This window comes from Streptomyces sp. VNUA24, assembly GCF_029167005.1.
GTDB classification, from domain to species: Bacteria; Actinomycetota; Actinomycetes; order Streptomycetales; family Streptomycetaceae; genus Streptomyces; species Streptomyces scabiei.
Window position 1 is genome coordinate 8,961,152 of the sequence record NZ_CP119143.1, and the last position, 23,775, is coordinate 8,984,926.

21 protein-coding genes are annotated in these 23,775 nt (G+C 73.3%); 16 read left to right on the plus strand and 5 right to left on the minus strand.

Translation table 11 applies throughout. The features are described from left to right. The first annotated feature begins 17 nt into the window (after nucleotides 1-17). From PYR72_RS38515 to PYR72_RS38525, 3 genes are all read left to right on the plus strand, one after another. Nucleotides 18-1,394, plus strand: a complete 1,377-nt coding sequence (locus PYR72_RS38515; RefSeq protein WP_275459590.1) for an aldehyde dehydrogenase family protein — start codon at nucleotides 18-20, stop codon at nucleotides 1,392-1,394. Continuing rightward, entirely contained in the window at nucleotides 1,391-2,173 is a 783-nt protein-coding gene (locus PYR72_RS38520; protein ID WP_275459591.1) for a 3-oxoacyl-ACP reductase, read from the plus strand. Before PYR72_RS38515 ends, PYR72_RS38520 begins: the two co-directional genes overlap by 4 nt. A 69-nt stretch (nucleotides 2,174-2,242) precedes the next feature. Further along, nucleotides 2,243-3,196: a DUF2510 domain-containing protein gene (locus PYR72_RS38525; RefSeq protein ID WP_275459592.1), complete on the plus strand. Its 954-nt coding sequence runs from the start codon at nucleotides 2,243-2,245 to the stop codon at nucleotides 3,194-3,196. Between the two features lie 28 nt (nucleotides 3,197-3,224). Here the strand turns inward: PYR72_RS38525 and PYR72_RS38530 are convergent, their stop codons facing one another. Continuing rightward, nucleotides 3,225-4,427 carry an amino acid deaminase/aldolase gene (locus PYR72_RS38530; RefSeq protein WP_275459593.1) on the minus strand — a complete coding sequence of 401 codons (1,203 nt, stop codon included), beginning with the start codon at nucleotides 4,425-4,427 and terminating at the stop codon, nucleotides 3,225-3,227. A gap of 645 nt (nucleotides 4,428-5,072) precedes the next feature. On the opposite strand from PYR72_RS38530, the gene PYR72_RS38535 reads away from it, so the two are divergent. Then, nucleotides 5,073-7,319, plus strand: a complete 2,247-nt coding sequence (locus PYR72_RS38535) for a hypothetical protein (protein ID WP_275459594.1) — start codon at nucleotides 5,073-5,075, stop codon at nucleotides 7,317-7,319. Continuing rightward, nucleotides 7,316-8,575: a type VII secretion-associated serine protease mycosin gene (gene mycP / locus PYR72_RS38540; protein WP_275459595.1), complete on the plus strand. Its 1,260-nt coding sequence runs from the start codon at nucleotides 7,316-7,318 to the stop codon at nucleotides 8,573-8,575. The genes PYR72_RS38535 and mycP overlap by 4 nt, the downstream gene beginning before the upstream one ends. A 9-nt stretch (nucleotides 8,576-8,584) precedes the next feature. Here mycP and PYR72_RS38545 read toward each other — a convergent pair whose 3' ends face one another. Then, the gene (locus PYR72_RS38545; RefSeq protein ID WP_275459596.1) at nucleotides 8,585-9,661 is read right to left on the minus strand and encodes a serine hydrolase; all 1,077 of its coding nucleotides are present in this window, start codon (nucleotides 9,659-9,661) and stop codon (nucleotides 8,585-8,587) included. Between the two features lie 149 nt (nucleotides 9,662-9,810). On the opposite strand from PYR72_RS38545, the gene PYR72_RS38550 reads away from it, so the two are divergent. Next, the gene (locus PYR72_RS38550) at nucleotides 9,811-10,542 is read left to right on the plus strand and encodes an SseB family protein (protein ID WP_275459597.1); all 732 of its coding nucleotides are present in this window, start codon (nucleotides 9,811-9,813) and stop codon (nucleotides 10,540-10,542) included. Between the two features lie 78 nt (nucleotides 10,543-10,620). On the opposite strand, the gene PYR72_RS38555 is transcribed toward PYR72_RS38550, so the two are convergent. Continuing rightward, the gene (locus PYR72_RS38555) at nucleotides 10,621-10,977 is read right to left on the minus strand and encodes a DUF1844 domain-containing protein (protein ID WP_013004919.1); all 357 of its coding nucleotides are present in this window, start codon (nucleotides 10,975-10,977) and stop codon (nucleotides 10,621-10,623) included. Nucleotides 10,978-11,308: 331 nt separating this feature from the next. Between PYR72_RS38555 and infC the strand changes: the two genes are divergently transcribed. From infC to PYR72_RS38605, 10 genes are all read left to right on the plus strand, one after another. Next, nucleotides 11,309-12,037, plus strand: coding sequence for a translation initiation factor IF-3 (infC, locus tag PYR72_RS38560; protein ID WP_275459598.1), 729 nt, complete (start codon nucleotides 11,309-11,311; stop codon nucleotides 12,035-12,037). 131 nt (nucleotides 12,038-12,168) lie between these two features. Continuing rightward, the gene (gene rpmI, locus PYR72_RS38565; RefSeq protein ID WP_006374321.1) at nucleotides 12,169-12,363 is read left to right on the plus strand and encodes a 50S ribosomal protein L35; all 195 of its coding nucleotides are present in this window, start codon (nucleotides 12,169-12,171) and stop codon (nucleotides 12,361-12,363) included. A gap of 121 nt (nucleotides 12,364-12,484) precedes the next feature. Continuing rightward, nucleotides 12,485-12,868: a 50S ribosomal protein L20 gene (gene rplT, locus PYR72_RS38570; RefSeq protein ID WP_005485307.1), complete on the plus strand. Its 384-nt coding sequence runs from the start codon at nucleotides 12,485-12,487 to the stop codon at nucleotides 12,866-12,868. Nucleotides 12,869-13,155: 287 nt separating this feature from the next. Then, nucleotides 13,156-13,998, plus strand: coding sequence for an RNA methyltransferase (locus tag PYR72_RS38575; protein WP_275459599.1), 843 nt, complete (start codon nucleotides 13,156-13,158; stop codon nucleotides 13,996-13,998). 53 nt (nucleotides 13,999-14,051) lie between these two features. Further along, nucleotides 14,052-15,188 (plus strand): ATP-binding protein, encoded by a 1,137-nt coding sequence (locus PYR72_RS38580; RefSeq protein ID WP_275459600.1) that lies wholly within the window; start codon nucleotides 14,052-14,054, stop codon nucleotides 15,186-15,188. Nucleotides 15,189-15,317: 129 nt separating this feature from the next. Then, complete coding sequence (pheS, locus tag PYR72_RS38585) at nucleotides 15,318-16,439, plus strand: phenylalanine--tRNA ligase subunit alpha (RefSeq protein ID WP_275459601.1); 1,122 nt, start codon at nucleotides 15,318-15,320, stop codon at nucleotides 16,437-16,439. Continuing rightward, a complete protein-coding gene (pheT, locus tag PYR72_RS38590) occupies nucleotides 16,439-18,952 on the plus strand; it encodes a phenylalanine--tRNA ligase subunit beta (RefSeq protein ID WP_275459602.1) in 2,514 nt (837 codons plus the stop codon). The genes pheS and pheT overlap by 1 nt, the downstream gene beginning before the upstream one ends. Nucleotides 18,953-19,251: 299 nt before the next feature. Continuing rightward, nucleotides 19,252-20,205, plus strand: coding sequence for a PP2C family protein-serine/threonine phosphatase (locus tag PYR72_RS38595; protein ID WP_343245554.1), 954 nt, complete (start codon nucleotides 19,252-19,254; stop codon nucleotides 20,203-20,205). 209 nt (nucleotides 20,206-20,414) lie between these two features. After that, nucleotides 20,415-21,755: a transcriptional regulator gene (locus PYR72_RS38600; RefSeq protein ID WP_275459604.1), complete on the plus strand. Its 1,341-nt coding sequence runs from the start codon at nucleotides 20,415-20,417 to the stop codon at nucleotides 21,753-21,755. Between the two features lie 98 nt (nucleotides 21,756-21,853). Further along, complete coding sequence (locus PYR72_RS38605; RefSeq protein ID WP_275459605.1) at nucleotides 21,854-22,399, plus strand: NUDIX domain-containing protein; 546 nt, start codon at nucleotides 21,854-21,856, stop codon at nucleotides 22,397-22,399. A gap of 27 nt (nucleotides 22,400-22,426) precedes the next feature. Here the strand turns inward: PYR72_RS38605 and PYR72_RS38610 are convergent, their stop codons facing one another. Then, nucleotides 22,427-22,684 carry a hypothetical protein gene (locus PYR72_RS38610; RefSeq protein ID WP_086759337.1) on the minus strand — a complete coding sequence of 86 codons (258 nt, stop codon included), beginning with the start codon at nucleotides 22,682-22,684 and terminating at the stop codon, nucleotides 22,427-22,429. 192 nt (nucleotides 22,685-22,876) lie between these two features. Beyond that, the gene (locus PYR72_RS38615; protein ID WP_275459606.1) at nucleotides 22,877-23,752 is read right to left on the minus strand and encodes a 3-hydroxybutyryl-CoA dehydrogenase; all 876 of its coding nucleotides are present in this window, start codon (nucleotides 23,750-23,752) and stop codon (nucleotides 22,877-22,879) included. Nucleotides 23,753-23,775 lie beyond the last annotated feature (23 nt).

A 23,775-nucleotide genomic window follows, 5' to 3' on the forward strand; every position in this document is an offset into this window, starting at 1 on the left:
CTGTGAGAGGCCCCGTCTTGTCCGAGCATGAGCTGCAGGTACTGAACCCCGCCACCGAGGAGGTCGTCGCCACCGTCCCGGCCGCCACGGCGGCGGACGTCGACGCCGCCGTCACCCTGGCGGCGAAGGCCCAGCGGCAGTGGGCCGCCCTGGCCCCCGGCGACCGTGCCCGGCTGCTGCGCCGCTTCGCGGTGACCGTGGACGAGCACCTGGAGGAACTGGCGCTGCTGGAGGTCCGGGAGGCCGGACACACCCTCGGCAACGCCCGCTGGGAGGCCGGCAACGTCCGGGACCTGCTCGACTACGCGGCGGGCGGCGTGGAGCGGCTCACCGGCCGGCAGATCCCGGTGGCCGGCGGTCTCGACGTCACCATGCTCGAACCGCTCGGCGTCGTCGGTGTCATCGCCCCGTGGAACTTCCCGATGCCCATCGCGGCGTGGGGCGTCGCCCCGGCGCTCGCGGCGGGCAACGCGGTGCTCCTCAAGCCCGCCGAGACGACGCCGCTCACCGCGCTGCGCCTCGCCGAGCTGGCCCGAGAGGCGGGGCTCCCCGAGGGGCTGTTCCAGGTGCTGCCCGGCCTCGGCGGCGTCACCGGCAACGCCCTGGTCGAGCACCCCGGCGTGGCGAAGATCGTGTTCACCGGGTCGACGGCCGTGGGCAAGCAGGTGCTGGCGAAGGGCTCGGCCCTGCTCAAGCGCGTCACCCTCGAACTCGGCGGCAAGAGCCCCAACATCGTCTTCGCCGACTCCGACCTGGAGGCCGCCGCCGCGGCCGCCCCCATGGCGTTCCTGGACAACGCCGGCCAGGACTGCTGCGCCCGGACCCGCATCCTCGTCCAGCGCTCCGCCTACGACCGCTTCCTCGACCTCCTCGCCCCCGGCATCGAGTCCGTCCGGGTCGGCGACCCGGCCGACGAGGCCACCCAGATGGGCCCGCTCATCTCCCGGGTTCAGCTGGACCGGGTCCGCGCGTACGTCGACCCGGACGCGCCCGGCATCCGCGGCAAGGCCCCCGAGGGACCCGGCTTCTGGTTCCCGCCGACCGTCCTCACCGGTGTCGGGTCCGACGCGCCGGTGGCCGCCGAGGAGGTCTTCGGCCCCGTCGCCGTCGTCCTCCCCTTCGAGGACGAGGCCGACGCGATCCGCCTCGCCAACGACACCCCCTACGGTCTGTCCGGCTCCATCTGGACCCGGGACGTCGGGCGCGCGCTGCGCGTCTCCCAGGCCGTCCGCGCGGGCAATCTGTCCGTCAACTCCCACTCCAGCGTCCGCTACTGGACCCCCTTCGGGGGCTTCAAGCAGTCCGGCATCGGCCGTGAACTCGGCCCGGACGCCCTGACCGCCTTCACCGAAACCAAGAACGTCTTCATCAGCACGGAGGGCTCCGCACAGTGACATCGGAAAACACCTGCCGCCGCCTGGTCGGCCGTACCGCCGTCATCACCGGTGCCGGCAGCGGCATCGGTCTCGCCACCGCGCGCCGGCTCGCCGCCGAGGGCGCCCACGTCGTCTGCGGCGACCTCGACGAGGAGCGCGGCAAGGCGGCCGCCGAGGAGGTCGGCGGGCTCTTCGTCAAGGTCGACGTCACCGACGCCGAACAGGTCGAAGCGCTGTTCAAGGCCGCGTTCGACACCTACGGCAGTGTCGACATCGCCTTCAACAACGCGGGGATCTCGCCGCCCGACGACGACTCCATCCTGGAGACCGGGCTGGAGGCGTGGAAGCGGGTCCAGGAGGTCAACCTCACCTCCGTGTACCTGTGCTGCAAGGCCGCGATCCCCTACATGCGCCGTCAGGGCAAGGGCTCGATCATCAACACCGCGTCGTTCGTGGCCCGTATGGGCGCGGCGACCTCGCAGATCTCGTACACGGCCTCCAAGGGCGGTGTGCTCGCCATGTCACGGGAACTGGGCGTCCAGTTCGCGCGCGAGGGCATCCGTGTCAACGCGCTCTGCCCGGGGCCGGTCAACACCCCACTGCTGCAGGAGCTGTTCGCGAAGGATCCGGAGCGGGCCGCACGCCGGCTCGTGCACATCCCGGTCGGCCGGTTCGCCGACGCCACCGAGATCGCGGCCGCCGTGGCGTTCCTCGCCAGCGACGACTCGTCGTTCGTCAACGCCACCGACTTCCTGGTCGACGGCGGCATCTCCGGCGCGTACGTCACCCCGCTCTAGGCGCCCTGGGCGCAGCACACCGGGCGGGACCGGACCACCGGTCCCGCCCGGTGTGATTAAAGTGCCGGGATGAGCAGTTCGCCGCCGCCCGGCTGGTACCGCGACCCGTCCTACCCGCTCACCGAACGCTGGTGGGACGGGACCGCGTGGACCGACCACCGGCGCCAGCCGGAGCAGCCCGTGCCGCCGGTGCTCCCGCCGGGACCGCCCGCGCGCGGGGGCCTCGGCCGCACCAAGGCCGTGGCCCTGGCCGCCGCAGGTGCCGTCCTGCTCGCCGGGGCGGTCACGGGCGGCGTCCTCCTGCTCGGTGGCGACGGCGGCGACGGCGACGGCGGCCGGGAGACGAGGGCCGCGACCACCTCACCGGCCTCCGGCCCCGACGGCAGCCCCACCCCGACGAAGCCCGCCGACGCGTCGCCCACCGGCGACCCGGACGTCGTCACCGACGACCTCAACGGCATCACGTTCCCCGTCCCCGACGGCTGGGAGAACGGCGACGGATCGGCCGAGGACGACGCGGTGCTCGTCACGGACGACGGTCTCTACGACTGCCCCGGCGACAACGGCCTGTGCCGCCGGGGCACGGTCGTCTCCCGGACCGTCACCGGCAGCGCCGAGACCTCCCCGAAGGTCCTCGCCGAGAACGACATCGAGGAGGCGGCCGACGACGCCTACGACCGCGACGGACTCGACCGGCGCCCCTACGACGGCATCACCGGCCACGAGGTCGTCGGCTCCGGCTCGGTCGCCGTCGCGGGCCGCGCCGGCTACTACGTGCGCTGGCGCGTCACGACCGGTGCCGGACCCGGCGGATACGTCCAGTCCCTCGTCTTCCCGTCCAGCAGCGGCTCCGAGGCCCCGGTCCTCGTCCGGTTCGCCCTCGACGCGGGCGACGACGGCCCGCCGCTCGACGACATCGACGAGATCGTCGAGGGCATCCGCGCGGTGGGCGACGCGGGCGGGGACAAGGGCGCGGACTCCGGGACGGGCGGGGGAGTGGGCAGCAGCCTCGGCCCCTCCTGAGACCGCGCGCCGCGCCCGCCGCCCCCGGCTACAGGAACGTGTGGCCCTCACCGCGGTACGTCGGCACGGCCGCCGTCACCTCGTCGCCCTCGACCAGGTGCAGCACGTCGAACCGCTCGCACAGCTCGCCGGCCTTGGCGTGCCGGAACCACACCTTGTCGCCGAGCAGCAGGTCGTCGGCGGGCGCCCCCAGCAGCGGCGTCTGCACCTCGCCCGGACCCTCCTGCGGGTCGTACCTCAGCCCCTCGGGCAGATACGGCACGGGGAGCCGGTCGGGGCCGGGCGCGCCGGAGGCCGGGTAGCCGCCGCCCAGGACCGTCACGACCCCGACACCCGGACGCCGTACGACGGGCATCGCGAACAGTGCGGCCGGACGCCCGCTGAACGAGGTGTAGTTGTCGAAGAGACGCGGCACGTAGAGCCCGGAGCCGGCGCCGATCTCGGTCACCGAGTCCTCCGCGGCCGTGTGCTGCACACTGCCCGTGCCGCCGCCGTTCACGAACTCCAGGTCCGGGGCCACCCGCCGTACCGCACGCACCACTTCGGCCCGCCGCGCGGCCAACTCCTTCTTCGCGGTGGCCTGCATCAGCCGGATGGCACGCGACCGCAGCGGCCGCCCCGCCACCGCGTCGCCCACACCGGCGATATGACCCTCGTACGCCATGATCCCGACCAGCTTGAACCCCGGGCGCTCGGCGATCGCGCGGGCCATGTCGGCCACCTGCGCAGGGGAGTGCAGCGGGGAGCGCAGCGCCCCGACCCGCACCCGGCCGCCGAGCAGCTTCAGCGAGGTGTCCAACTCCAGGCAGACACGCACGACTTCGGTGCCGCCGCGCCGGGAGTCGTCGATCAGCTGGAGCTGGGCGGGGTCGTCGACCATCACGGTCACGGCGGCGGCCAGCTTGGGGTCGCCCGCCAGTTCGGCGAAGGCCTCGTGGTCGGCCGACGGGTAGGCGAGGAGCACGTCCTCGAATCCGGAGCGGGCCAGCCACAGGGACTCGGCGAGGGTGAACGACATGATGCCCTCGAAGCCGTCCCGGGCCAGGACCCGCTCCAACAGGGCCCGGCAGCGAACGGACTTGCTCGCCACGCGGATCGGCTTGCCGCCGGCCCTGCGCCGGAGGTCGTCGGCGTTCGCGTCGAACGCGTCGAGGTCGACGATCGCCAGAGGGGCGTCGAGATGAGCTGTGGCCCGGTCGTACCGGGCCCGGTCGGCGGCGCGCGCAGTCATGCACGAAGCCTGCCAGACATGATTACCGCAGGGTAGGGGGACGTTCCGGGCAGAAGCCACGGGCCGGCGGACTGGTTCCCGTTCCACGGGGCCCAGCCCGTAGAGTGACGCGCACGCAGGGACGACCTCGACGGGGATGCCGATCCGCTGCCGCGGGTATGGCTTGCCCGTGGTGACGACGGCTGCCGGCGGGCGCGTCCCGGGTACGCGTGACGACCGCTCCCCACGGGCGGTCGGACGCCCGGACGACCTCCGGGTCGCACGGGACGAGGAAACGGGGGGTGCATGAGCACGGAAGCACGTCGTGCCTCCATCCCCCCACGCCCCCCGGTCCCGCCCCGCCCGTCCATACCGCCGGACCACGAGCCGGCGGCCACGCCACCGGCCGAAGCGCCGAGCACCCCGCCCCGGCCTCCGTCTCGGGAGCCCGGGCCCGACGGCCGGGCCACGGACACGAGTCCGCCGGCCTCCGGCTCCTCCGCCCCGACCGCACCTCCGCGGGGCACCACCACCCGTGCGTCCGGCTCCGGCTCCCCGTTCCGGCCCGGTCCGACGGGGGGCTCCCCGGTTCCCCCGCCCCGCCCGGACCGCGCGCCGTCGGCCGGGACCGGCCCGACCGTGCCACGCCGCCCGCAGCGGCCTCCCGTGACGCCCGCGCCCGCGCGGCCCGGCACTCCGCCCCTCCCGTCCTCGGCGCCCGCGCCGACGCCGGACGCGCCCCGGGACGGACGACGCCCCGGCACGGTGGACACGCCGAACACCCCCGCCGGCGAACGGAGTTCGGCCGACGGGCCCGAGTCCTCCCGTCCGCAGGGCACCGACCCGAACCGCCCGCACGGCACCGACCCGAACCGTCCGCAGGGCACCGCCTCGACGGCCCGTCAGAACGACACCCACCCGACGGCTGCCCGTCAGAACGGCTTCCCGCGAGGCTCCTGGCGGCCGGCCGGCCAGGGCCCCGTACGCGGCTCCGGCGCGGTGCCCGGGCCCGACCCCGTACGGAGGCCGGGCGAGGCGGCCCCGGGCCCAGATGCCGCGCGGGGCGCCGGCCAGGCCGTGCCCGGTCGCACCTCGGCGCGCGGCTCCGCCGGACGGCCGGACGGGCCGAGCCCGGCGCGCGACGCCGACCGGCCGGCCGGCCGGAGCCCCGTCGCCCCTGACGCGTCCGCGGACGGCGGCACCGCCCCGCGTCGCGGCGAGCACCCGCGCTTCTCCGACTTCCGGCGCACCACCGGCCAGAACGGCGGCACCCCGGCCACCCCGCCGCCGCCGGCCGCCTCCGCCCGCTTCCCGGACGCCCCGCCCCCGGCGTGGACCCGCTTCCTGAACGCACCGCCGGCCGCTCCCACGCGCTTCCCGGACGCCCCGCCCGTGGCCTCGGCCCGCTTCCCGGACGGCCCCCCGCCCGCCGGCCGCCGGGAGGACGGTCCGCCCCCGGCCTCGGCCCGCTTCCCCGACGCACCGCCGTCGACACGAGACACCACCCGCCGGACGGCTCCCGCGCGTCCCGCCGGATCCGCGGCGTCCCCGGGTTCCGCACGGCCCTCCGGCCCCGCACCGTCCTCCGGCTCCGCACGGCTCCCGGGCGGGCGGGCCGCCGACCCGGCCCCGGGCGCCGACGGATTCCCGAGCCGCACGCCCCGGCCTGCCGGCCCTTCCGCCGACGGCACGCCCCCTCGTTCCACCGGCCCGTCCTCCGACGCCGCGGACACCCGGCGGGCCACCGGAGCCTCCGCCGGCGGTCCACCATCGCGCTCCTCCGGCGGCGCGCCCACCCGGCAGGTGGGCTCCTTCACCGACGGCGCGCCCCCTCGCACCCCCGGCCCGTCGGCCTCCCGCGACGGCGTGACGGCATCCGGCGGTGCCGCCCCGCCCTCCGGCCCGCCCCCCGCCGCGCCGCCCCTCCGTCGTCCGCTGCCCGAGGAGCGGGCCCCCGAGGGCACTCCGCACCCGCGGCCCCTCACACCCGAGCGTCCCGGCGCCTGGCAGCCCCCGTCGGGTTCGTCCCGGCGCTCCGCCGAAGCCCTCGACGGCGTCCTCGGCGCATCCCCCGGGCGGCCCTACGTGACGTTCGCACAGCCCGACACCTCGCCGTGGACCCCACCGGAGCCGTACGGCGCACAGCCCCGCAAGCCCCGGCCCACCGCGGCGCGGGCCGCCGCCGTGGCGCTGTGCGTGGTGCTCGGCGCCGGGCTCATCGGCGGGGCGGCGGCCGGGAGCTGGCTCAGCGGCGACTCCGGGACCGAGGGCTCCCGTGACACGTTCGCGGTCGCCGGACAGCTGTGGCACGGCGTACCCGTCGACGAGCTGTTCCCGCCCACCGTGCGGGGCGAGGGCGCCGGACCCGGCGGCACCGACCGCACCTGGACCCGGATCGCCGTCGCGCCCGACAGCGGCTGCGCGGACGCCTTCGACCCCCTCCTGCGCAAGGTCCTCGCCCCCGTCGGCTGTCTGCGCCTGCTGCGCGCCACCTACACCGACGCGACCAGCAGCAACGTCACCACCGTCGGCCTGATGTTCACCAAGTCCGACGCCGCCGCCATGACCGCCCTCAGAAACCGCTTCGCGAAGGAGGGACTCGACCGCCGCACCGACCTGATGCCGCGGCCGTACGCCGCCGAGGACACCGCGGCGGCCGGCTTCGGCGACGACCAGCGGGCCTCCTGGACGGTCTCCGTCCTCACCGACGTCCCCGTCGTCGTCTACGCCGTCTCCGGTTTCGCCGACGGCCGTACCGTCACCGAACCCCAGCCCGCCGAGGACGCGATGAAGGCCGGCGCCACCACCGCCCCCGCCCAGTCCGGTCTCGGCCACGAGGCGAAGGGCCTCGCCGACCGCATCGAACGCGGTCTGCGCGCGACCGCCGCGTCCGCCACGGAGCAGCCTTCATGAACACCGGTGAACCCGGGACACCCAGGACACCCAGGACACCTGCGACGGCACAGGACACCGGACACCCCGGGCCCCGGGCCCGGCGCCCGCGCCTGGCCCTGCTCAGCCTCCCCCTCGCCGCCTCCCTGGCCCTCCTGCCGTCCACCGCCGCGCACGCCGACGGCATCCGGGACCAGCAGTGGGCGCTGGACGCGATGCACACCCAGGAGGCGTGGCGGACCACCAAGGGCGCGGGCATCACCGTCGCGGTGCTCGACACCGGCGTCGACGACGAGCACCCCGACCTGGCCGGCAACATCCTGCCGACGAAGGACATGGTCGGCTTCGGCGCCTCGCGCGGCGACCGCCCCTGGGCCCGGCACGGCACCGCCATGGCCGGGATCATCGCCGGACACGGACACGGCGTGAACAACGCCGACGGCGTCCTCGGCATCGCCCCCGAGGCGAAGATCCTCCCCGTCCGCGTCATCCTGGAGGACAAGGACCCGGCCCGCTCCAAGGCCCGCAGCACCCGGGGCAACGCCCTCGCCGAAGGCATCCGCTGGGCCGCCGACCAGGACGTCGACGTCATCAACCTCTCCCTCGGCGACGACTCCGAGTCCGCCCACCCGGAACCCTCCGAGGACGCCGCCGTCCAGTACGCGCTGTCGAAGGGGTCGATCGTCGTCGCCTCGGCCGGCAACGGCGGCGCGAAGGGCGACCACATCTCCTACCCGGCCGCCTATCCGGGAGTGATCGCGGTGACCGCCGTCGACGAGGACGGCGACCGCGCCCCCTTCTCGACCCGCCGCTGGTACGCCACCGTCAGCGCCCCCGGCGTCGACGTCGTCATCGCCGACCCGGACCGCAAGTACTACGAGGGCTGGGGCACCAGCGCCGCCGCGGCCTTCGTCTCCGGTGCCGCCGCCCTCATCAAGGCGGCCCACCCGAGCCTGACCCCCGCCCAGGTCAAACGCCTCCTGGAGGACACCGCCCGCGAGGCCCCCGTCGGCGGCCGCGACGACTCCCGCGGCTTCGGCTTCGTCGACCCGGCGGCCGCCATCCGGGAGGGCGCCGCGCTCACCTCCGACGACCTCAAGACCGCGTCGTACGGCGGCAAGTACTTCGGTTCCGGGCCGGACCCGGTGGAGAAGGAGGAGCCGACGGCCGGCTGGGTGGCCCCCGCCGCCGGGGGACTCGGAGCGTTCCTGCTGGTCGTCGCCGTGATGGTGTGGCGCGGTCGCGGTCGCGGCCGGCCCGACGAGTACGTGGTCTGACACCGGCGCCTACGAGGTGCCGGCCACGCCCGCCCCGGACCCGGCCGCCGCACGCGCCCCGGCCGCCCCGCCCGTTCCGTCCTCGAACACCGAGACGGCCGCCCGTGCCGCCGACTCCACCAGCGAGATCCCCTTCGCCTTCGTCGTGTTGCCGTTCGACACCACCGCGACCAGGAGGGCCCGCCCGTCCACCGTCACCCGGCCGATGCTGTTGATCACCCACAGCCCGGTGGCGGTACGCGGCAACCAGCCGTTCTTCAGGGCGAACCCGGCCCCGGAGGCCCCGCCCGCCGCCGCCGCCGAGACGCCCCAGTCCTGCCCCTGCGCGATGTCTCCCATCAGCTCCTGGACGTACGCCCGCGAGGCCGCGCTCAGCTCCGAGGTGTCGTCGTCACCGAACACCTGCTGGAGCAGCGTGAGCTGATCGGCCGCCGTGGTCCGGGTGAGGCCCCAGTACAGGCCGTCACCGCCCTCGGTGTCCGTCAGCCCGAACCGCTCGTTCGCGGCGTCGAGACCGTCCGCCTGCCCGACGGCCTTCCACAGGGCCGTCGCGGACGCGTTGTCGCTGTCCCGGATCATCGCGGCGGCGTACGTCCGCTCCTGCGCGGTGAGGTGCCGGTCCGCGTCCTGCGCCCGCAGCAGCAGGGCCGCCAGGATGTCCGCCTTGACGATGCTCGCGGTCTCGAAGCGCGCGTCCCCGTACCGGGCCGACTCCCCGGACGCCATGTCCAGCACCGCCACCGACAGGGCCGCCCCGTCCTCGACGGTCACCCCCGCCAGCGCCGTCGCGAGCAGCGCGTCGTGGTCCACCGCGGGCGCCGCGACCGGTTCCACCGAAGCCTCCTCAGCGGGCATGTCCGCCTCCGGTACGGCGGAGGCCGATGCCGTCGGCGTCACCGACGACGACGCCGACGACGATACGGCGGAACCCGCGCCGTCCAGGGCCCGGGCCCTCATGTACACCGACCCGGCGGCCGTGCCGCCGACCAGGACGAGGGCGGCGAGCGCGAGGTGCAGGAGCGGGCGGCGCACGGCGGGGCGATGCACGGCAGGGCGGGCGCGGCGACGGGCTCGGGAGGACGGCATGCCGCGATGGTTCTGTGCCGTGCTGTGCGTGTGGTGAGCCGGTTGTTAAATCCCGGTCAGGGAGAGCTGAGAAAACCGTGAGCGAGGTGACCGCCGTGTTTCCGGCCTGCCGGACGCCCGGCGGACCTGCCCCGATAGGGTCGACGACCGTGGCGAACAAGAACATCCCCGACCCCGGCTTCTCCGACGACGACGGTTCCGCGGACCCCCGGCTGAGCGCCGCGCTCGCCGCCTGGGCCGAGGACCGGACGGCCGTGGGCCCCGTCCTCGAAGCCCTCGGGGGAGCCCGGCTGCTCGTGCCCGTCGTGGCCGTGCTCGGCGAGGTCGAGACGGACGAGAACGGGTTGCGCCGTGAGAAGACCAGTGACATGGCCGTCCCCACCCTGAAGGCCGGCGGCCGCACCGCCCTGCCCGCCTTCACCTCCACCGACTCCCTGGCCCGCTGGGACCCCGCCGCCCGCCCCGTCGCCGTGCCCCTGCACCAAGCCCTGCGGGCCGCCGCGCACGAGAAGGCCGACACGATCGTCCTCGACCTCGCGGGTCCCGTCCCCTACGAGCTGACCGGCCCGGCCCTGCGCGCGCTCGCCGAGGGGCGCACCACCACCGACCCGCTCGCCGACCCCGCCGTCCGCGACGCCGTACGGTCCGCCGTCGTCGCCGAGCCGACCGTGCTCCGGGCCCACCTCGGCCCCGGACAGGCCGACGGCACCCTCGCCCTCGTCCTCGACCCGTCCGCGGACCCGGCCGCGTCCGCACGGTCCGTGGCCGGCCGCCTCGCCGCCGACGAGACACTGCGGGCCCGCCTGGTCCGCGGCCTCGACCTGGCACTGCTGCCGGCCGGGGCGACGCCACCGGGCGAGCCCTTGTTCGTACGGGAGTAGCGGTCGGGCGCCTGTGCGTGTGCCTGTGCCCACACCTGTGCCCGCGCTCGTCACAGGCGCGGGCACCAGGGGCTGGTCCTAGCCGTAGACCGGGCCCGTGTACTTCTCGCCCGGGCCCTGGCCCGGCTCGTCCGGGACGACCGACGCCTCGCGGAACGCCAGCTGCAGCGACTTCAGGCCGTCGCGCAGCGGCGCCGCGTGGAAGGAGCTGATCTCGGTCGCGGACGCGTCCAGCAGACCGGCGAGGGCGGAGACCAGCTTGCGGGCCTCGTCCAGGTCCTTGTACTTGTCGCCCTCCTCCGTCAGACCGAGCTTCACCGCGGCGGCGCTCATCAGGTTGACGGCGACCGTCACGATCACCTCGACCGCGGGGACCTCGGCGATGTCGCGGGTCATCGAGTCGAAGTCGGGGTTCTCAGGAGGGGTCTCACTCATGCCCCACACGATAGGCCCCGGCGCGTACGCCCCGACCTGCGGGAGGCCGCCGCACCTCGATTGGCACGCCGGGTTTCAACCCGGTATGGTTGTGTCAAAGACCGGCTGGACACCTGTGTGCCCGGCCCGCAAGTGGAGGCTCCGAACTCCCACCTGACCGCCCTTCGGGACGGCAGGTCAACCGGTCAGACGGCCACCACCGTTCCGTACGGACGGTGGAGCTGTCCGATATTGCGCCCCGCGGGACACCGCGGCGGTGCTCCGGCATTCCATGGAGCCCCGCCTGTGTCTCGTCCGGGGCATTTTTTGTGGCTCCCGACGGTTGGTCCTGATGTCAACCAGACATGACGCGGCGGTCCGCCAGACCGTCGTGTGGTGCTACCGAGGAGGATCCATCAGCGCCGAGCCCCGCATCAACGACCGGATTCGCGTTCCCGAGGTGCGACTTGTCGGTCCCAGCGGCGAGCAGGTCGGGATTGTTCCGCTTGCCAAGGCCCTGGAGCTTGCGCAGGAGTACGACCTCGACCTGGTCGAGGTGGCCGCGAACGCCCGTCCGCCGGTCTGCAAGCTCATGGACTACGGGAAGTTCAAGTACGAGTCGGCCATGAAGGCCCGTGAGGCGCGCAAGAACCAGGCGCACACGGTCATCAAGGAGATGAAGCTCCGGCCGAAGATCGACCCGCACGACTACGACACCAAAAAGGGTCACGTCGTCCGGTTCCTCAAGCAGGGCGACAAGGTCAAGATCACGATCATGTTCCGTGGTCGCGAGCAGTCCCGGCCCGAGCTGGGCTACCGACTGCTGCAGCGGCTCGCCTCGGACGTCGAGGACCTCGGGTTCGTCGAGTCGAACCCGAAGCAGGACGGCCGAAACATGATCATGGTTCTCGGTCCGCACAAGAAGAAGACCGAGGCGATGGCCGAGGCCCGTCAGGCGCAGGAAGCCCGGAAGGCGGAAGCGAAGGCCAATCCCGGCAAGTCGCAGAACGCCGCCGAGCAGACCGACGCCGGCCAGGCCGACGTCGAAGCGGCGCCGGCCGAGGAGCCTGCGGAGGCGTAAGTCCCCGGGACGCGAGTCCGGGGGAAGCCCTGGACACCGGTCCAGGGTGTCAACCGAAAGAAATGACGTTCCGTCGTGCCCGGTTTCGCGACCGGGCACCGGAGCGCCACTGACGAGGAGAGAACGGCGCTATGCCGAAGAACAAGTCGCACAGCGGTGCCAGCAAGCGCTTCAAGATCACCGGCTCCGGCAAGGTGCTCCGTGAGCGCGCCGGCAAGCGCCACCTGCTCGAGCACAAGTCGTCCCGCGTGACGCGCCGCCTCACCGGCACCGCCGAGATGGCCCCGGGCGACGCCGCGAAGATCAAGAAGCTTCTCGGCAAGTGACGCGGCGGCGCCTGACCGGCTGACCGGCCGGTCGCAGCGCGCCGTACGTACGTCAGGACCGGGACCCCATCGATTTCGGGTCGTGTGACGACAACCACGGCCCCGCTACAAGGAGTAAAAAGTGGCACGCGTCAAGCGGGCAGTCAACGCCCACAAGAAGCGCCGGGCGATCCTCGAGGCGGCCTCCGGCTACCGCGGTCAGCGTTCGCGCCTGTACCGCAAGGCCAAGGAGCAGGTCACCCACTCGCTGGTCTACAACTACAACGACCGCAAGAAGCGCAAGGGCGACTTCCGTCAGCTGTGGATCCAGCGCATCAACGCTGCGGCCCGCCAGAACGGCATGACGTACAACCGCCTCATCCAGGGTCTGAAGGCCGCGAACATCGAGGTCGACCGCAAGATCCTCGCCGAGCTGGCCGTCAACGACGCCACGGCGTTCTCCGCGCTGGTCGAGGTCGCGCAGAAGGCGCTGCCGGCGGACGTGAACGCGCCCAAGGCGGCGTGACGCTGCGCTGGCTCTGAGCCGCGTATGACCCGGGCCCGCAGGTGCAAGCCGCCTGTGGGCCCGGGTCTTTTGGGTGCGTTGTCGGGTGCGGGCGAGTGGGGGCTGGTCGCGCAGTTCCCCGCGCCCCTGAAAAGCACGGGCTGCGCCCCGAGCTTTTCAGGCCCGCAGGGGCCTGATGCTTTTAGGGGCGCGGGGAACTGCGCGAGAAGCCCCACCCACCCGCACCCGACAACGCACCGAACCCCCCGAGCTCTCCGATCCAAGACCCAAGACCCAAAAGGTGACCCATGCCCACCCCCGAGTTGATCTCCCCTCGGTCCGCCCGCGTCGTCGCGGCCCGCCGGCTCGCGAGGCGGAACTTCCGGGGGAAGGACCGCCTGTTCCTGGCGGAGGGCCCGCAGGCCGTGCGGGAGGCCGCCGGCCACGGAGACACCCTGGTCGAGCTGTTCGCGACCGCCGAGGCCGCGGAGCGCTACGCCGACATCGTGCGCGAGGCCCACGCGGCCGGCGCCCGCGTCCACCTCGCCGACGAGACCGTCGTCGCCGACATCTCCACCACCGTCACCCCGCAGGGCCTCGTCGGGGTCTGCCGGTTCCTCGACACCCCGTTCGCGGAGATCCTCGCCGGCCGCCCCAAGCTCGTCGCCGTCCTCGCCCACGTCCGCGACCCCGGCAACGCCGGCACCGTACTGCGCTGCGCCGACGCCGCCGGGGCGGAGGCGGTCGTGCTCACCGACGCCTCCGTGGACCTCTACAACCCCAAGGCCGTACGCGCCTCGGTCGGGTCGCTGTTCCATCTGCCCGTCGCCGTCGGCGTGCCCGTCGAGGAGGCCGTGGCGGGGCTCAGGGACGCCGGGGTGCGGATCCTCGCCGCCGACGGCGCGGGCGACGACGACCTCGACGCGGAGCTCGACAAGGGAACGATGGGCGGGCCCACGGCGTGGGTGTTCGGCAACGAGGCGTGGGGGCTGCCCGAGGAGACCCGGGAGCTGGCCGACGCCGTCGTACGGGTGCCGATCCACGGAAAGGCGGAAAGCCTGAACCTGGCGACCGCCGCCGCCGTATGTCTCTACGCGTCCGCCCGTGCACAGCGCGCCTTCGGAGGGTGCCGCACCGTCACGCCCAGCTAGTAGGGTGACGGGCTCGGGGGCCCACTGCACAACGCGAGAGGTGGGGTACGGGGATGAGGGTCGGCACGAGCGGCACACGGGAGGCACGGGACGTGCCCGCCCCGACGGCGGCCCGGCACGATGATCTCGCCGAGCTGGGCATCGACCCCGACGACCTCCCCGACGGACTGGTCGTGGCCGACGAGCACGGCCGCGTGATCTGTTTCAACGCCGCCGCCGCCCGGATCACCGCCACCCCCCCCGCCGACGCCCTCGGTCTCCCGCTGGAGCGGGCCCTGCCCCTGGAGGACCTCGAAGGCCGCCGCTGGTGGCAGCTGACCGACCCGTACGGCGGGCTCGCCATCCGCGTCGGACAGCCCGAGCGGAACCTGCTGCTGCCCGGGGCGCGCGAGATCCTCGTCTCGGCCCGCTACCTCCGTACCGGGCCGACCGGACCCGTACGGCGGGTGGTCGTGTCCCTGCGCGACACCGAGGCCCGGCGCCGCACCGAACGCAGTCACGCCGAGCTGATCGCCACCGTCGCCCACGAGCTGCGGTCGCCGCTGACCTCGGTCAAGGGGTTCACCGCCACCCTGCTGGCCAAGTGGGAGCGGTTCACGGACGACCAGAAGAAACTGATGCTGGAGACCGTGGACGCCGACGCCAACCGGGTCACCCGGCTCATCGCCGAGCTGCTGGACATCTCCCGCATCGACTCCGGGCGGCTCGAAGTGCGCAGGCAGCCCGTCGACATCGGCGCGGCCGTCGGACGGCACATCCAGTCCTATGTCGCCGCCGGACAGCCCGCCGACCGGTTCCTGCTGCGGATCGGACAGCCGCTCCCCGACCTGTGGGCCGACCCCGACAAGATCGACCAGGTGCTGAGCAACCTGCTGGAAAATGCGGTGCGGCACGGCGAGGGAACGGTCACGATTGAGGTCACGCCCACGGCGTCCCCCCGTGAGGGGGAGGACAGCGGCACGTCGGTCACGGTGAGCGACGAGGGCAGTGGCATCCCGGAGGAGTCCATGAACCGCGTCTTCACCCGCTTCTGGCGGGGCAGCAAGCGCGGCGGCACCGGCCTCGGGCTGTACATCGTCAAGGGCATCGTCGAAGCCCACGGCGGCACCATCACCGTCGGACGCGCCCCGCTCGGCGGCGCCGAGTTCCGATTTACGTTGCCCGTGAGCGCTCCGGCCTACCTGGCCTGAGCAGCCTGCGGGCGCATCCGGACACCACCACCCCGTTAGACTCGGCCTTTGGCACCTTTGTGTCCTGCACACGGCCCTGAGCGCCGGTCACGGGGACCTTCAGTCAGCCAATCGGAAGCACGGGAAGAGATGTCGGCACCGAATAAGTCGTACGACCCGGTAGAGGTCGAGGCCTTGAAACCGGAAGAGATCGAGCGCATGCGGGACGAGGCGCTCGCCGCCTTCGCCGCCGCGGACTCCCTCGAAGCGCTCCAGGAGGCCAAGGTCGCCCACACCGGCGGCACCTCTCCGCTGTCCCTCGCCAACCGCGAGATCGGCGCCCTGCCCCCGCAGGCCAAGGCCGCCGCCGGCAAGCTGGTCGGCCAGGCGCGGGGCGCGGTGAACAAGGGACTCGCCGCCCGCCAGGTCGAGCTGGAGGCCGAGCGCGACGCCCGGGTACTGGTCGAGGAGGCGGTGGACGTCACCCTGCCGTACGACCGCGTACCGGCCGGCGCCCGCCACCCCCTCACCACCCTGTCGGAGCGCATCGAGGACGTCTTCGTGGCCATGGGCTACGAGGTCGCCGAGGGCCCCCAGGTCGAGGCCGAGTGGTTCAACTTCGACGCGCTCAACATCGGCCCGGACCACCCGGCCCGCGGCGAGGCCGACACCTTCTTCGTGCAGGGTCCCGAAGGCGGCACCGAGTCCGGCGTCGTGCTGCGCACGCACACCTCGCCCGTGCAGATCCGCTCCCTGCTGAGCCGCGAGCTGCCGGTCTACGTGATCTGCCCCGGTGTCGTCTACCGCACCGACGAGCTGGACGCCACGCACACCCCGGTCTTCCGTCAGGTCGAGCTGCTGGCCGTCGACGAGGGCCTGACCATGGCCGACCTCAAGGGCACCATGGACCACATGGTCCAGGCCCTGTTCGGCGAGGGCATGAAGACCCGGCTGCGGCCGAACTTCTTCCCGTTCACCGAGCCGTCCGCCGAGATGGACATGGTCTGCTACGTCTGCCGCGGCGAGTCCGTCGGCAACCCCGACCGCCCCTGCCGCACCTGCTCCTCCGAGGGCTGGATCGAGCTGGGCGGCTGCGGCATGGTCAACCCCAAGGTGCTCACGGCCTGCGGTGTCGACCCCGAGAAGTACAGCGGATTCGCCTTCGGGTTCGGCATCGAACGGATGCTGATGTTCCGCCACAACGTCGAAGACATGCGAGACATGGTCGAGGGTGACGTCCGGTTCACCCGGCCGTTCGGGATGGAGATCTGATGCGGGTCCCGCTTTCCTGGCTGCGGGAGTACGTCGACCTGCCGGCCACCGAGACCGGACGTGACGTCCAGGCCAAGCTGATCTCGGCCGGTCTGGAGGTCGAGACGGTCGAACAGCTCGGCGACGGCCTCAAGGGCCCGCTCGTCGTCGGTCAGGTGCTGACCATCGAGGAGCTGACGGAGTTCAAGAAGCCCATCCGCTTCTGCACCGTCGACGTCGGCACCGCCAACGGCACCGGCGAGCCCCAGGAGATCGTCTGCGGCGCCCGCAACTTCGCCGTCGGCGACAAGGTCGTGGTCGTCCTGCCCGGCGCCGAACTGCCCGGCGGATTCGCCATCTCCGCCCGCAAGACCTACGGCCGCAACTCGCACGGCATGATCTGCTCCAGCGACGAGCTGGGCATGGGCGACGACGGCACCAAGGGCATCATCGTGCTGCCGCCGGAGACCGAGGTCGGCAAGGACGCCATCGAGCTGCTGGAACTGGTCGACGAGGTCCTCGACATCGCCGTCACCGCCAACCGCGGCGACTGCCTGTCGATCCGGGGCGTCGCCCGCGAGACCGCCATCGCCTACGGCCTGCCGCTGCGCGACCCGGCGCTCCTCGACGTCCCCGGCCCGAACGCGTTCGGCCACCCCGTCCAGGTCTCCGACCCGCTCGGCTGCGACCGCTTCACCGCCCGCACCGTCACCGGTCTCGACCCCGACGCGCGCTCCCCGATCTGGCTCAAGCGCCGGCTGCAGAAGGTCGGCATGCGCCCGATCTCCCTCGCCGTCGACGTCACCAACTACGTGATGATGGAGCTGGGCCAGCCGCTGCACGCCTACGACCGCTCCCTCGTCCAGGGCACCATCGGCGTGCGCCGGGCCGAGGAGGGCGAGAAGATCGTCACCCTCGACGGCGTCACGCGGAAGCTGCACGCCGAGGACCTGGTGATCACCGACGAGCGCGGCCCCATCGGCCTCGCCGGGGTCATGGGCGGCGCCGACACCGAGATCGCGGACCACGACGACCTGGAGAATGCCTCCAGCGACGTCGTCATCGAGGCCGCCCACTTCGACCAGGTCGCCATCGCGCGGACGGCCCGCCGGCACAAGCTGTCGTCGGAGGCGTCCCGCCGCTTCGAGCGCGGCGTCGACCCGCTGGCCGCGCCCGCCGCCGCCCAGCGCACCGTCGACCTGCTGGTGCTCCTCGCGGGCGGCACCGCCGACGCGGGCGTCACCGAGGTGGTCACCCCGTCCGCGCCGCACACCATCACCGTCCCGGCGGACCACCCGGACAAGGTCGCGGGCGTCCACTACGGGCGTGAGACCGTCGTACGCCGCCTCCAGGAGGTCGGCTGCGACGTGTACGGGACGGACGACCTGATCGTCACCGTGCCGTCCTGGCGGCCCGACCTCGCCGAGGTCAACGACCTCGCCGAGGAGGTCATCCGCCTGGAGGGCTACGAGAACCTGCCCTCCACGCTGCCCAAGCCGCCCTCGGGCCGCGGTCTGACCCACCGGCAGCGGCTGCACCGCCGGGTCGGCCGCGCGCTGGCCGGCGCCGGGTACGTCGAGGCGCCGAACTACCCGTTCATCGGCGAGCAGGTCTTCGACCAGCTCGGCCTCGATGCCGACGACCCGGCCCGGCGTGTCGTCAGGCTCACCAACCCGCTCAACGACGAGGAGCCCGCGCTCCGCACCTCGCTGCTGCCGGGCCTGCTGGCCGCGCTGCGGCGCAACGACGGCCGGGGCACGCACGACCTGGCCCTGTTCGAGACGGGGCTGGTCTTCCTCCCGCGCGAGGAGCAGGCCGTCGCGGTGTCCCTCCCGGTCGACCGCCGGCCCACCGACGAGGAGATCGCGGCGCTGAACGCCGCGCTGCCGGAGCAGCCGCGCCATGTCGCCGTGGTCGTCGCCGGGGCCCGTGAGCAGGCCGGCTGGTGGGGCCGGGGCCGTCCGGCCGACTGGGCCGACACCGTCGAGGCGGGCCGCGCCGTCGCCCGCGAGGCCGGTGCCGAACTGATCGTCCGCAAGGGCCAGTACGGTCCCTGGCACCCGGGCCGGTGCGCCGAGTTCGTGGTCGTCGCCGACGGCACCGAGCGGGTCGTCGGCCACGCCGGTGAACTGCACCCCCGGGTGCTCAAGGCGCTCGGGCTGCCGGCCCGCACCGCCGCGATGGAACTCGACCTGGATGCCGTGGAGCAGGCGGGGAACACCACCCCGCAGGCCCCGCACATCTCCTCGTTCCCGGTGGCCACGCAGGACGTCGCGCTCGTGGTCGACGCGTTCGTGCCGCACGCCGACGTGGAGGCCGCGCTGCGCGAGGGGGCGGGCGAGCTGCTGGAGGGCATCCGGCTGTTCGACGTCTACGAGAACGCGGAGCAGCTCGGTGACGGGCGGAAGTCCCTGGCGTACGCACTGCGGTTCCGTGCCGAGGACCGGACGCTGACCGTGGACGAGGCCACGGCGGCCCGGGACGCGGCGGTCGCCCTGGCGGGCGAGCGCACGGGCGCGGTGCTGCGCAGCTAGGGCGCCGTCCCGCACCCCTGTTCCCCGCGTGCCCGGACGGATGCTCGGCCATCCGTCCGGGGACGCCCGGGGGCACCTCACTCGTTCGGGTGAGAATCCGGGGTGGGCACTTCAGTCGGGGCGGGCAGTGGACAGAATCGGACCGGCCTCTCTGGGGCCTTCGCGCTGTCCGGGCCTGATGGGGGGCCAACGGCATGATTCGAGTCAGGGCTGGGCTTCCCCGCAGGACATGGTCCCGGGGACGCGGGCCGTTCGGCCGGCGGTCCCCCCGTGTCGGGGCCCGGATCGCCGGTGGTGCCGTGTGCCTCGCGGCCGGCACCGGACTGCTGCTGCACGTCGGGCGGGTGCTGCTGCGGGAGACACGGCAGGCCCGTGAGGCCGCGGCCGCCGTGCGTGGCGCTCTGCTGAGGCCGCTGCCCGCGCGGATCGACGGACTGGCCACCGCCGCCGCGCTGCTCTCCGCCGACCGGGGCGCGAGGGTCGGCGGCGACCTGTACGAGGTGATCCCGACGGAGCACGGCGTCCGGGTGGTGATGGGCGACGTACGGGGACACGGCGTCGCCGCCATCGGCACCGTCGCCGCCGTGCTGGCCGGCTTCCGCGAGGCCGCCCACGACGAGGCCGAGCTGGCCGGGGTCCTCTCCCGCCTCGACCGCGCCCTCGCCCGGCATCTGCGGGACCGCGACCGTGCCCACGCGGGGAGCACCGCGGACACCGCGGACACCGAGGACTTCGTGACCGTCCTCCTCCTGGAGATCGCCCCCGACGGCGCCCTCCACGCTCTGAACTGCGGTCATCCCTGGCCGTACCTGCTCGGCGCAGGCCGCGCGACACCGGTCGCCCGCGCCGACCCCTTCCCGCCGCTCGGACTCTTCCCGCTGCCCGCCGAACTCCCGGTCACCGCCTGCGGCCGGCTCCTCCCGGGCGAGGCCCTGTTCCTGCACACGGACGGTGTGGAGGACGCCAGGGACCGCCAGGGCCGCTTCTTCCCCCTGGCCGCCGCCCTGACGGAAGCCGTACGTGGCCGCCCCGTCCTGCCCCGGGCGGTACTCCGCTCGGTGTTCACCCAGCTCCTGCGTCACGCCGGAGGACGGCCCAAGGACGACATCGCGATACTGGTCCTCCGCAACGACCGTGTACGCACGGCGGTACTCAGGGGCCCGGGGCCGCATGCATCCGCGGCTGCGCCGGGGGCCTCGACCAGCCACCTACGGTCCGCGCCCGACACCCCACCGGTCGCCCCCGCCCCGTAGTCGCCCCGTTCCGCCCGGCAGGGCCACCGCACTGTACGAGGGGGAGCCGGCGGCCCGGCCGGCCTCTTGCGAGGCATCCCAGTCAACCCGTCCGGAACTCTCCGCGACAGCGCGCGCACCGTCCGAATCCGGGCATTCCTTTCACACCCCGTGTGAAACGGGAGGCGCTACGCTGCGATGCGCCGGCACCGAGCCACCGGAGGGCCTCCATGCAGCCCAACACCCTGCTCGACGCGATCCTCGACGAAGCCGGTATCTCCCACGCCGGTCTCGCCGCCCACGTCAACCAGGCGGGGCGGGCCCGGGGGCTCGCCCTGAGATACGAACACACCGCCGTGGCACGGTGGTTGAAGGGCCAGCGGCCGCGCGGCCAGGTGCCCGACCTGATCTGCGAGGTGCTCGCCGGACGGCTGCGCCGGACGGTCACCCTCGACGACATCGGGCTCGGTGTGCCCGGCGAGCCGGTCTCCTCGCACGGGGCCGGGCTCTCCGGGTTCGTGGAGCGCGCCACCGCCCTGTGGCGCTCCGACGAGCAGCAGCGCCCGCACGTCCTCGGTGCCCCCGCCGTCACCGGCACACCCGCCGTGATGCCGGTCTGGGAGTGGGAGAACCCGCCGGAGGACGTCGACGTGTCCCGCGGCGGGCGGCACCACGTGAGCATGGCCGACATCGAGATGCTGCGCGCGGCCCGTACGCACTACGAGCAGATGTACCGCAAGGCCGGCGGTGTCGCCACGCGCACCCGGATCGTCGGATTCCTCAACGCGGAGGCCGCGCCGCTGCTGCGGGGCAGCTACACCGACGCCACCGGGCGCCAACTGCACCGGGCCACCGGGGGGCTGGTGGCCATCGCCGGGATCTGCGCGTACGACTCCGACGCCCACGGGCTCGCCCAGCGGTACTTCCACCAGGCGCTGCGGCTGGCCAAGGCCAGCGGGGACCGGGGGCTGGGCGCCTATGTGATCGCCCTCCTCGTCAACCAGTCGCTGTTCATGCGCGAGCACCGTCAGGCCGTCGCCTTCGCCGAGGCGGCGCTGCGCACCGCGGGCCGGCACATCACCCCCGCGCTCTCCTCCGACCTCTACGCGATGCAGGCGAAGGCGTACGCGCACCTGGGCGACGGTACGAGTGCCCTGTCCTGCATCCGGCGGGCCGAGCAGGCCGCCGAGCACATCCGGCGCGGTCATGAACCCGATGAGACCGGCTATGTCCAGCCCGGTCTGGTGAACGTACAGGTGGCGGAGGCACTGCTCAGCCTCGGTGATCTGGCGGCCGCGGCGGAGCACGCGGCGGCGGCCGTCGGCACCCCGGCGCACGACCGGGGGCGGGTGCACCGGCTCGCGATGCTCAGCCAGATCGAGCTGCGCCAGGGCAACGCGGACAAGGCGGTGGCCACGGCCGTGGAAATGGCCGAGCGGGCGCGGGGAACGGAGTCCATGCGCCTGCGCGACCGACTGCGGGCGGTGCGCGAACACCTGGTGCGCAGCGGCTGCGCGGGGACCTCCGAAGCCGCCGAACTCATCGACGGAGCGCTGCGCGTACCGATCTGACGCGGTGCCCGGGGTGCGGCCGTGCACCGGCCGTGCGCCTGCTGTCCCTCAGCTCCTGCTGCGATATTGCCACTTAATCGGCGGAAGGTGGCAGAACCATGCAGTGGGCGAAACAGAGCGAACAAACTGTGTACTCGAATCGCTGGTTCAGCGTCAATCTCGCAGATGTCGCGTTGCCGGACGGGCGACGCCTCGATCACTTCCTGATACGGCTGCGGCCCGTGGCCGTGGCCACCGTGATCAACGAGGCCAACGAGGTGCTGCTGCTGTGGCGGCACCGCTTCATCACCGACAGCTGGGGGTGGGAACTCGCGGCGGGGGTCGTCGAGGACGGCGAGGCCGTCGCCGAGGCCGCCGCCCGCGAACTGGAGGAGGAGACCGGATGGCGGCCGGGACCCCTGCGCCACCTGATGAGCGTCGAGCCGTCCAACGGGCTCACCGACGCCCGGCACCACATCTACTGGGCCGACGAGGGCGCGTACGTCGGTCATCCCGTGGACGACTTCGAGTCGGACCGCAGGGAATGGGTCCCCCTCAAGCTCGTTCCCGACATGGTCGCCCGCGGCGAGGTCCCGGCCGCCAACATGGCGGCAGCCCTGCTCCTGCTGCACCACCTGCGTCTCGGGCAGGACACCAGGCCCTGAAAGCCTCCGGGTGTCCCGCCCCGGGCCCTAGCGGCCCAGCGCCTGCCAGACGGACACCACCAGGGCGCCCAGGGCCGTGAGGGCCGCCACCGCGGGCAGGGGCCAGCGGGCGTGCTCCAGGGTGACGACCCGGGTGTGCAGGTCGTCCAGTTCCTTGGCGCTCTGTTCGGCGCGGTGGCTCAGCAGGGTCAGCCCTCCTTCGACGCGTGTGTGCGCCACATCCAGGCGGCGGCGTAACTCTGCGAGTTCGCCGTGGTGCACGGGATGCTCGGGGTCGATGGCCACGAGTCCGCTCCTCTCCGTAGTCGTTCCATCCCTTGCCTGTGCACGTGCAGTCAACTCGCCTGGTGGGCGCGTGGGGAGAGTGTGCGAACGGCATATGCGTGTCCGTCGCGCACACGGTGTGTGAATGCGACGGGCCCGGCACCTTTCCAGGTACCGGGCCCGTGGGCACCGAAGGGGGCTGACCGTCCGTAGTCAGGCGTACGAGTAGAAGCCGGACCCCGTCTTACGGCCGAGCCGTCCGGCGTCCACCATGCGCTGGAGCAGCGGGGGAGCGGCGTACAGCGGCTCCTTGTACTCCTCGTACATGCTGTTGGCGATGGAGACGATGGTGTCCAGGCCGATCAGGTCGGAGAGCTTCAGCGGGCCCATCGGATGCGCGCAGCCCAGCTCCATGCCGTTGTCGATGTCCTCGCGGCCCGCGATGCCCGACTCGAACATCCGGATCGCGGAGAGCAGGTACGGCACGAGCAGCGCGTTGACCACGAAGCCCGAGCGGTCCTGGGCGCGCACGGCGTGCTTGCCGAGCACCTTCTCGGCGAACAGCTGTGCCCGGCTGAGGGTGCCCTCGGAGGTGGTGAGCGCCGGGATCAGCTCGACGAGCTTCTGCACCGGGGCCGGGTTGAAGAAGTGGATGCCGATGACGTGGTCCGGCCGCGAGGTGGCGACCGCGAGCTTCACCAGCGGGATGGAGGAGGTGTTGGAGGCGAGGATCGCGTCGGGGCGGGTCACCACCTGGTCGAGCACCTGGAAGATCTCCGTCTTCACCTGCTCGTTCTCCACGACCGCCTCGATGACGAGATCACGGTCGGCGAACTCGCCGAGGTCGGTGGTGAAGCCGAGGCGCGCCTGCGTCCCGTCCCGCTCCGCCTCGGTGATCTTGCCGCGTTCCGCCGCCTTGGACAGGGAGTTGAACAGCCGGGTACGGCCGATCTCCAGAGCTTCGCCGCTGGTCTCGGCGACCTTCACGTCCAGTCCGGCGCGGGCGCACACCTCGGCGATGCCCGCTCCCATCTGGCCGCAGCCCACGACTCCGACTCGTGCGAGATCTCCCGTCGGGAAGTCCGTCACATCGTCCCTTTCACTGGTCCACG

What these genes read in the sequence shown, in the direction of transcription:
- infC (WP_275459598.1), top strand. Translation starts at nt 11,309, where the DNA reads ATGTCAACCAGACATGACGCGGCGGTCCGCCAGACCGTCGTGTGGTGC.
- rpmI (WP_006374321.1), top strand. Translation starts at nt 12,169, where the DNA reads ATGCCGAAGAACAAGTCGCACAGCGGTGCCAGCAAGCGCTTCAAGATC.
- PYR72_RS38580 (WP_275459600.1), top strand. Translation starts at nt 14,052, where the DNA reads ATGAGGGTCGGCACGAGCGGCACACGGGAGGCACGGGACGTGCCCGCC.
- pheS (WP_275459601.1), top strand. Translation starts at nt 15,318, where the DNA reads ATGTCGGCACCGAATAAGTCGTACGACCCGGTAGAGGTCGAGGCCTTG.
- pheT (WP_275459602.1), top strand. Translation starts at nt 16,439, where the DNA reads ATGCGGGTCCCGCTTTCCTGGCTGCGGGAGTACGTCGACCTGCCGGCC.
- PYR72_RS38555 (WP_013004919.1), bottom strand. Translation starts at nt 10,977, where the DNA reads ATGAGTGAGACCCCTCCTGAGAACCCCGACTTCGACTCGATGACCCGC.
- PYR72_RS38545 (WP_275459596.1), bottom strand. Translation starts at nt 9,661, where the DNA reads ATGCCGTCCTCCCGAGCCCGTCGCCGCGCCCGCCCTGCCGTGCATCGC.
- mycP (WP_275459595.1), top strand. Translation starts at nt 7,316, where the DNA reads ATGAACACCGGTGAACCCGGGACACCCAGGACACCCAGGACACCTGCG.
- PYR72_RS38530 (WP_275459593.1), bottom strand. Translation starts at nt 4,427, where the DNA reads ATGACTGCGCGCGCCGCCGACCGGGCCCGGTACGACCGGGCCACAGCT.
- PYR72_RS38525 (WP_275459592.1), top strand. Translation starts at nt 2,243, where the DNA reads ATGAGCAGTTCGCCGCCGCCCGGCTGGTACCGCGACCCGTCCTACCCG.
- PYR72_RS38575 (WP_275459599.1), top strand. Translation starts at nt 13,156, where the DNA reads ATGCCCACCCCCGAGTTGATCTCCCCTCGGTCCGCCCGCGTCGTCGCG.
- PYR72_RS38605 (WP_275459605.1), top strand. Translation starts at nt 21,854, where the DNA reads ATGCAGTGGGCGAAACAGAGCGAACAAACTGTGTACTCGAATCGCTGG.
- PYR72_RS38600 (WP_275459604.1), top strand. Translation starts at nt 20,415, where the DNA reads ATGCAGCCCAACACCCTGCTCGACGCGATCCTCGACGAAGCCGGTATC.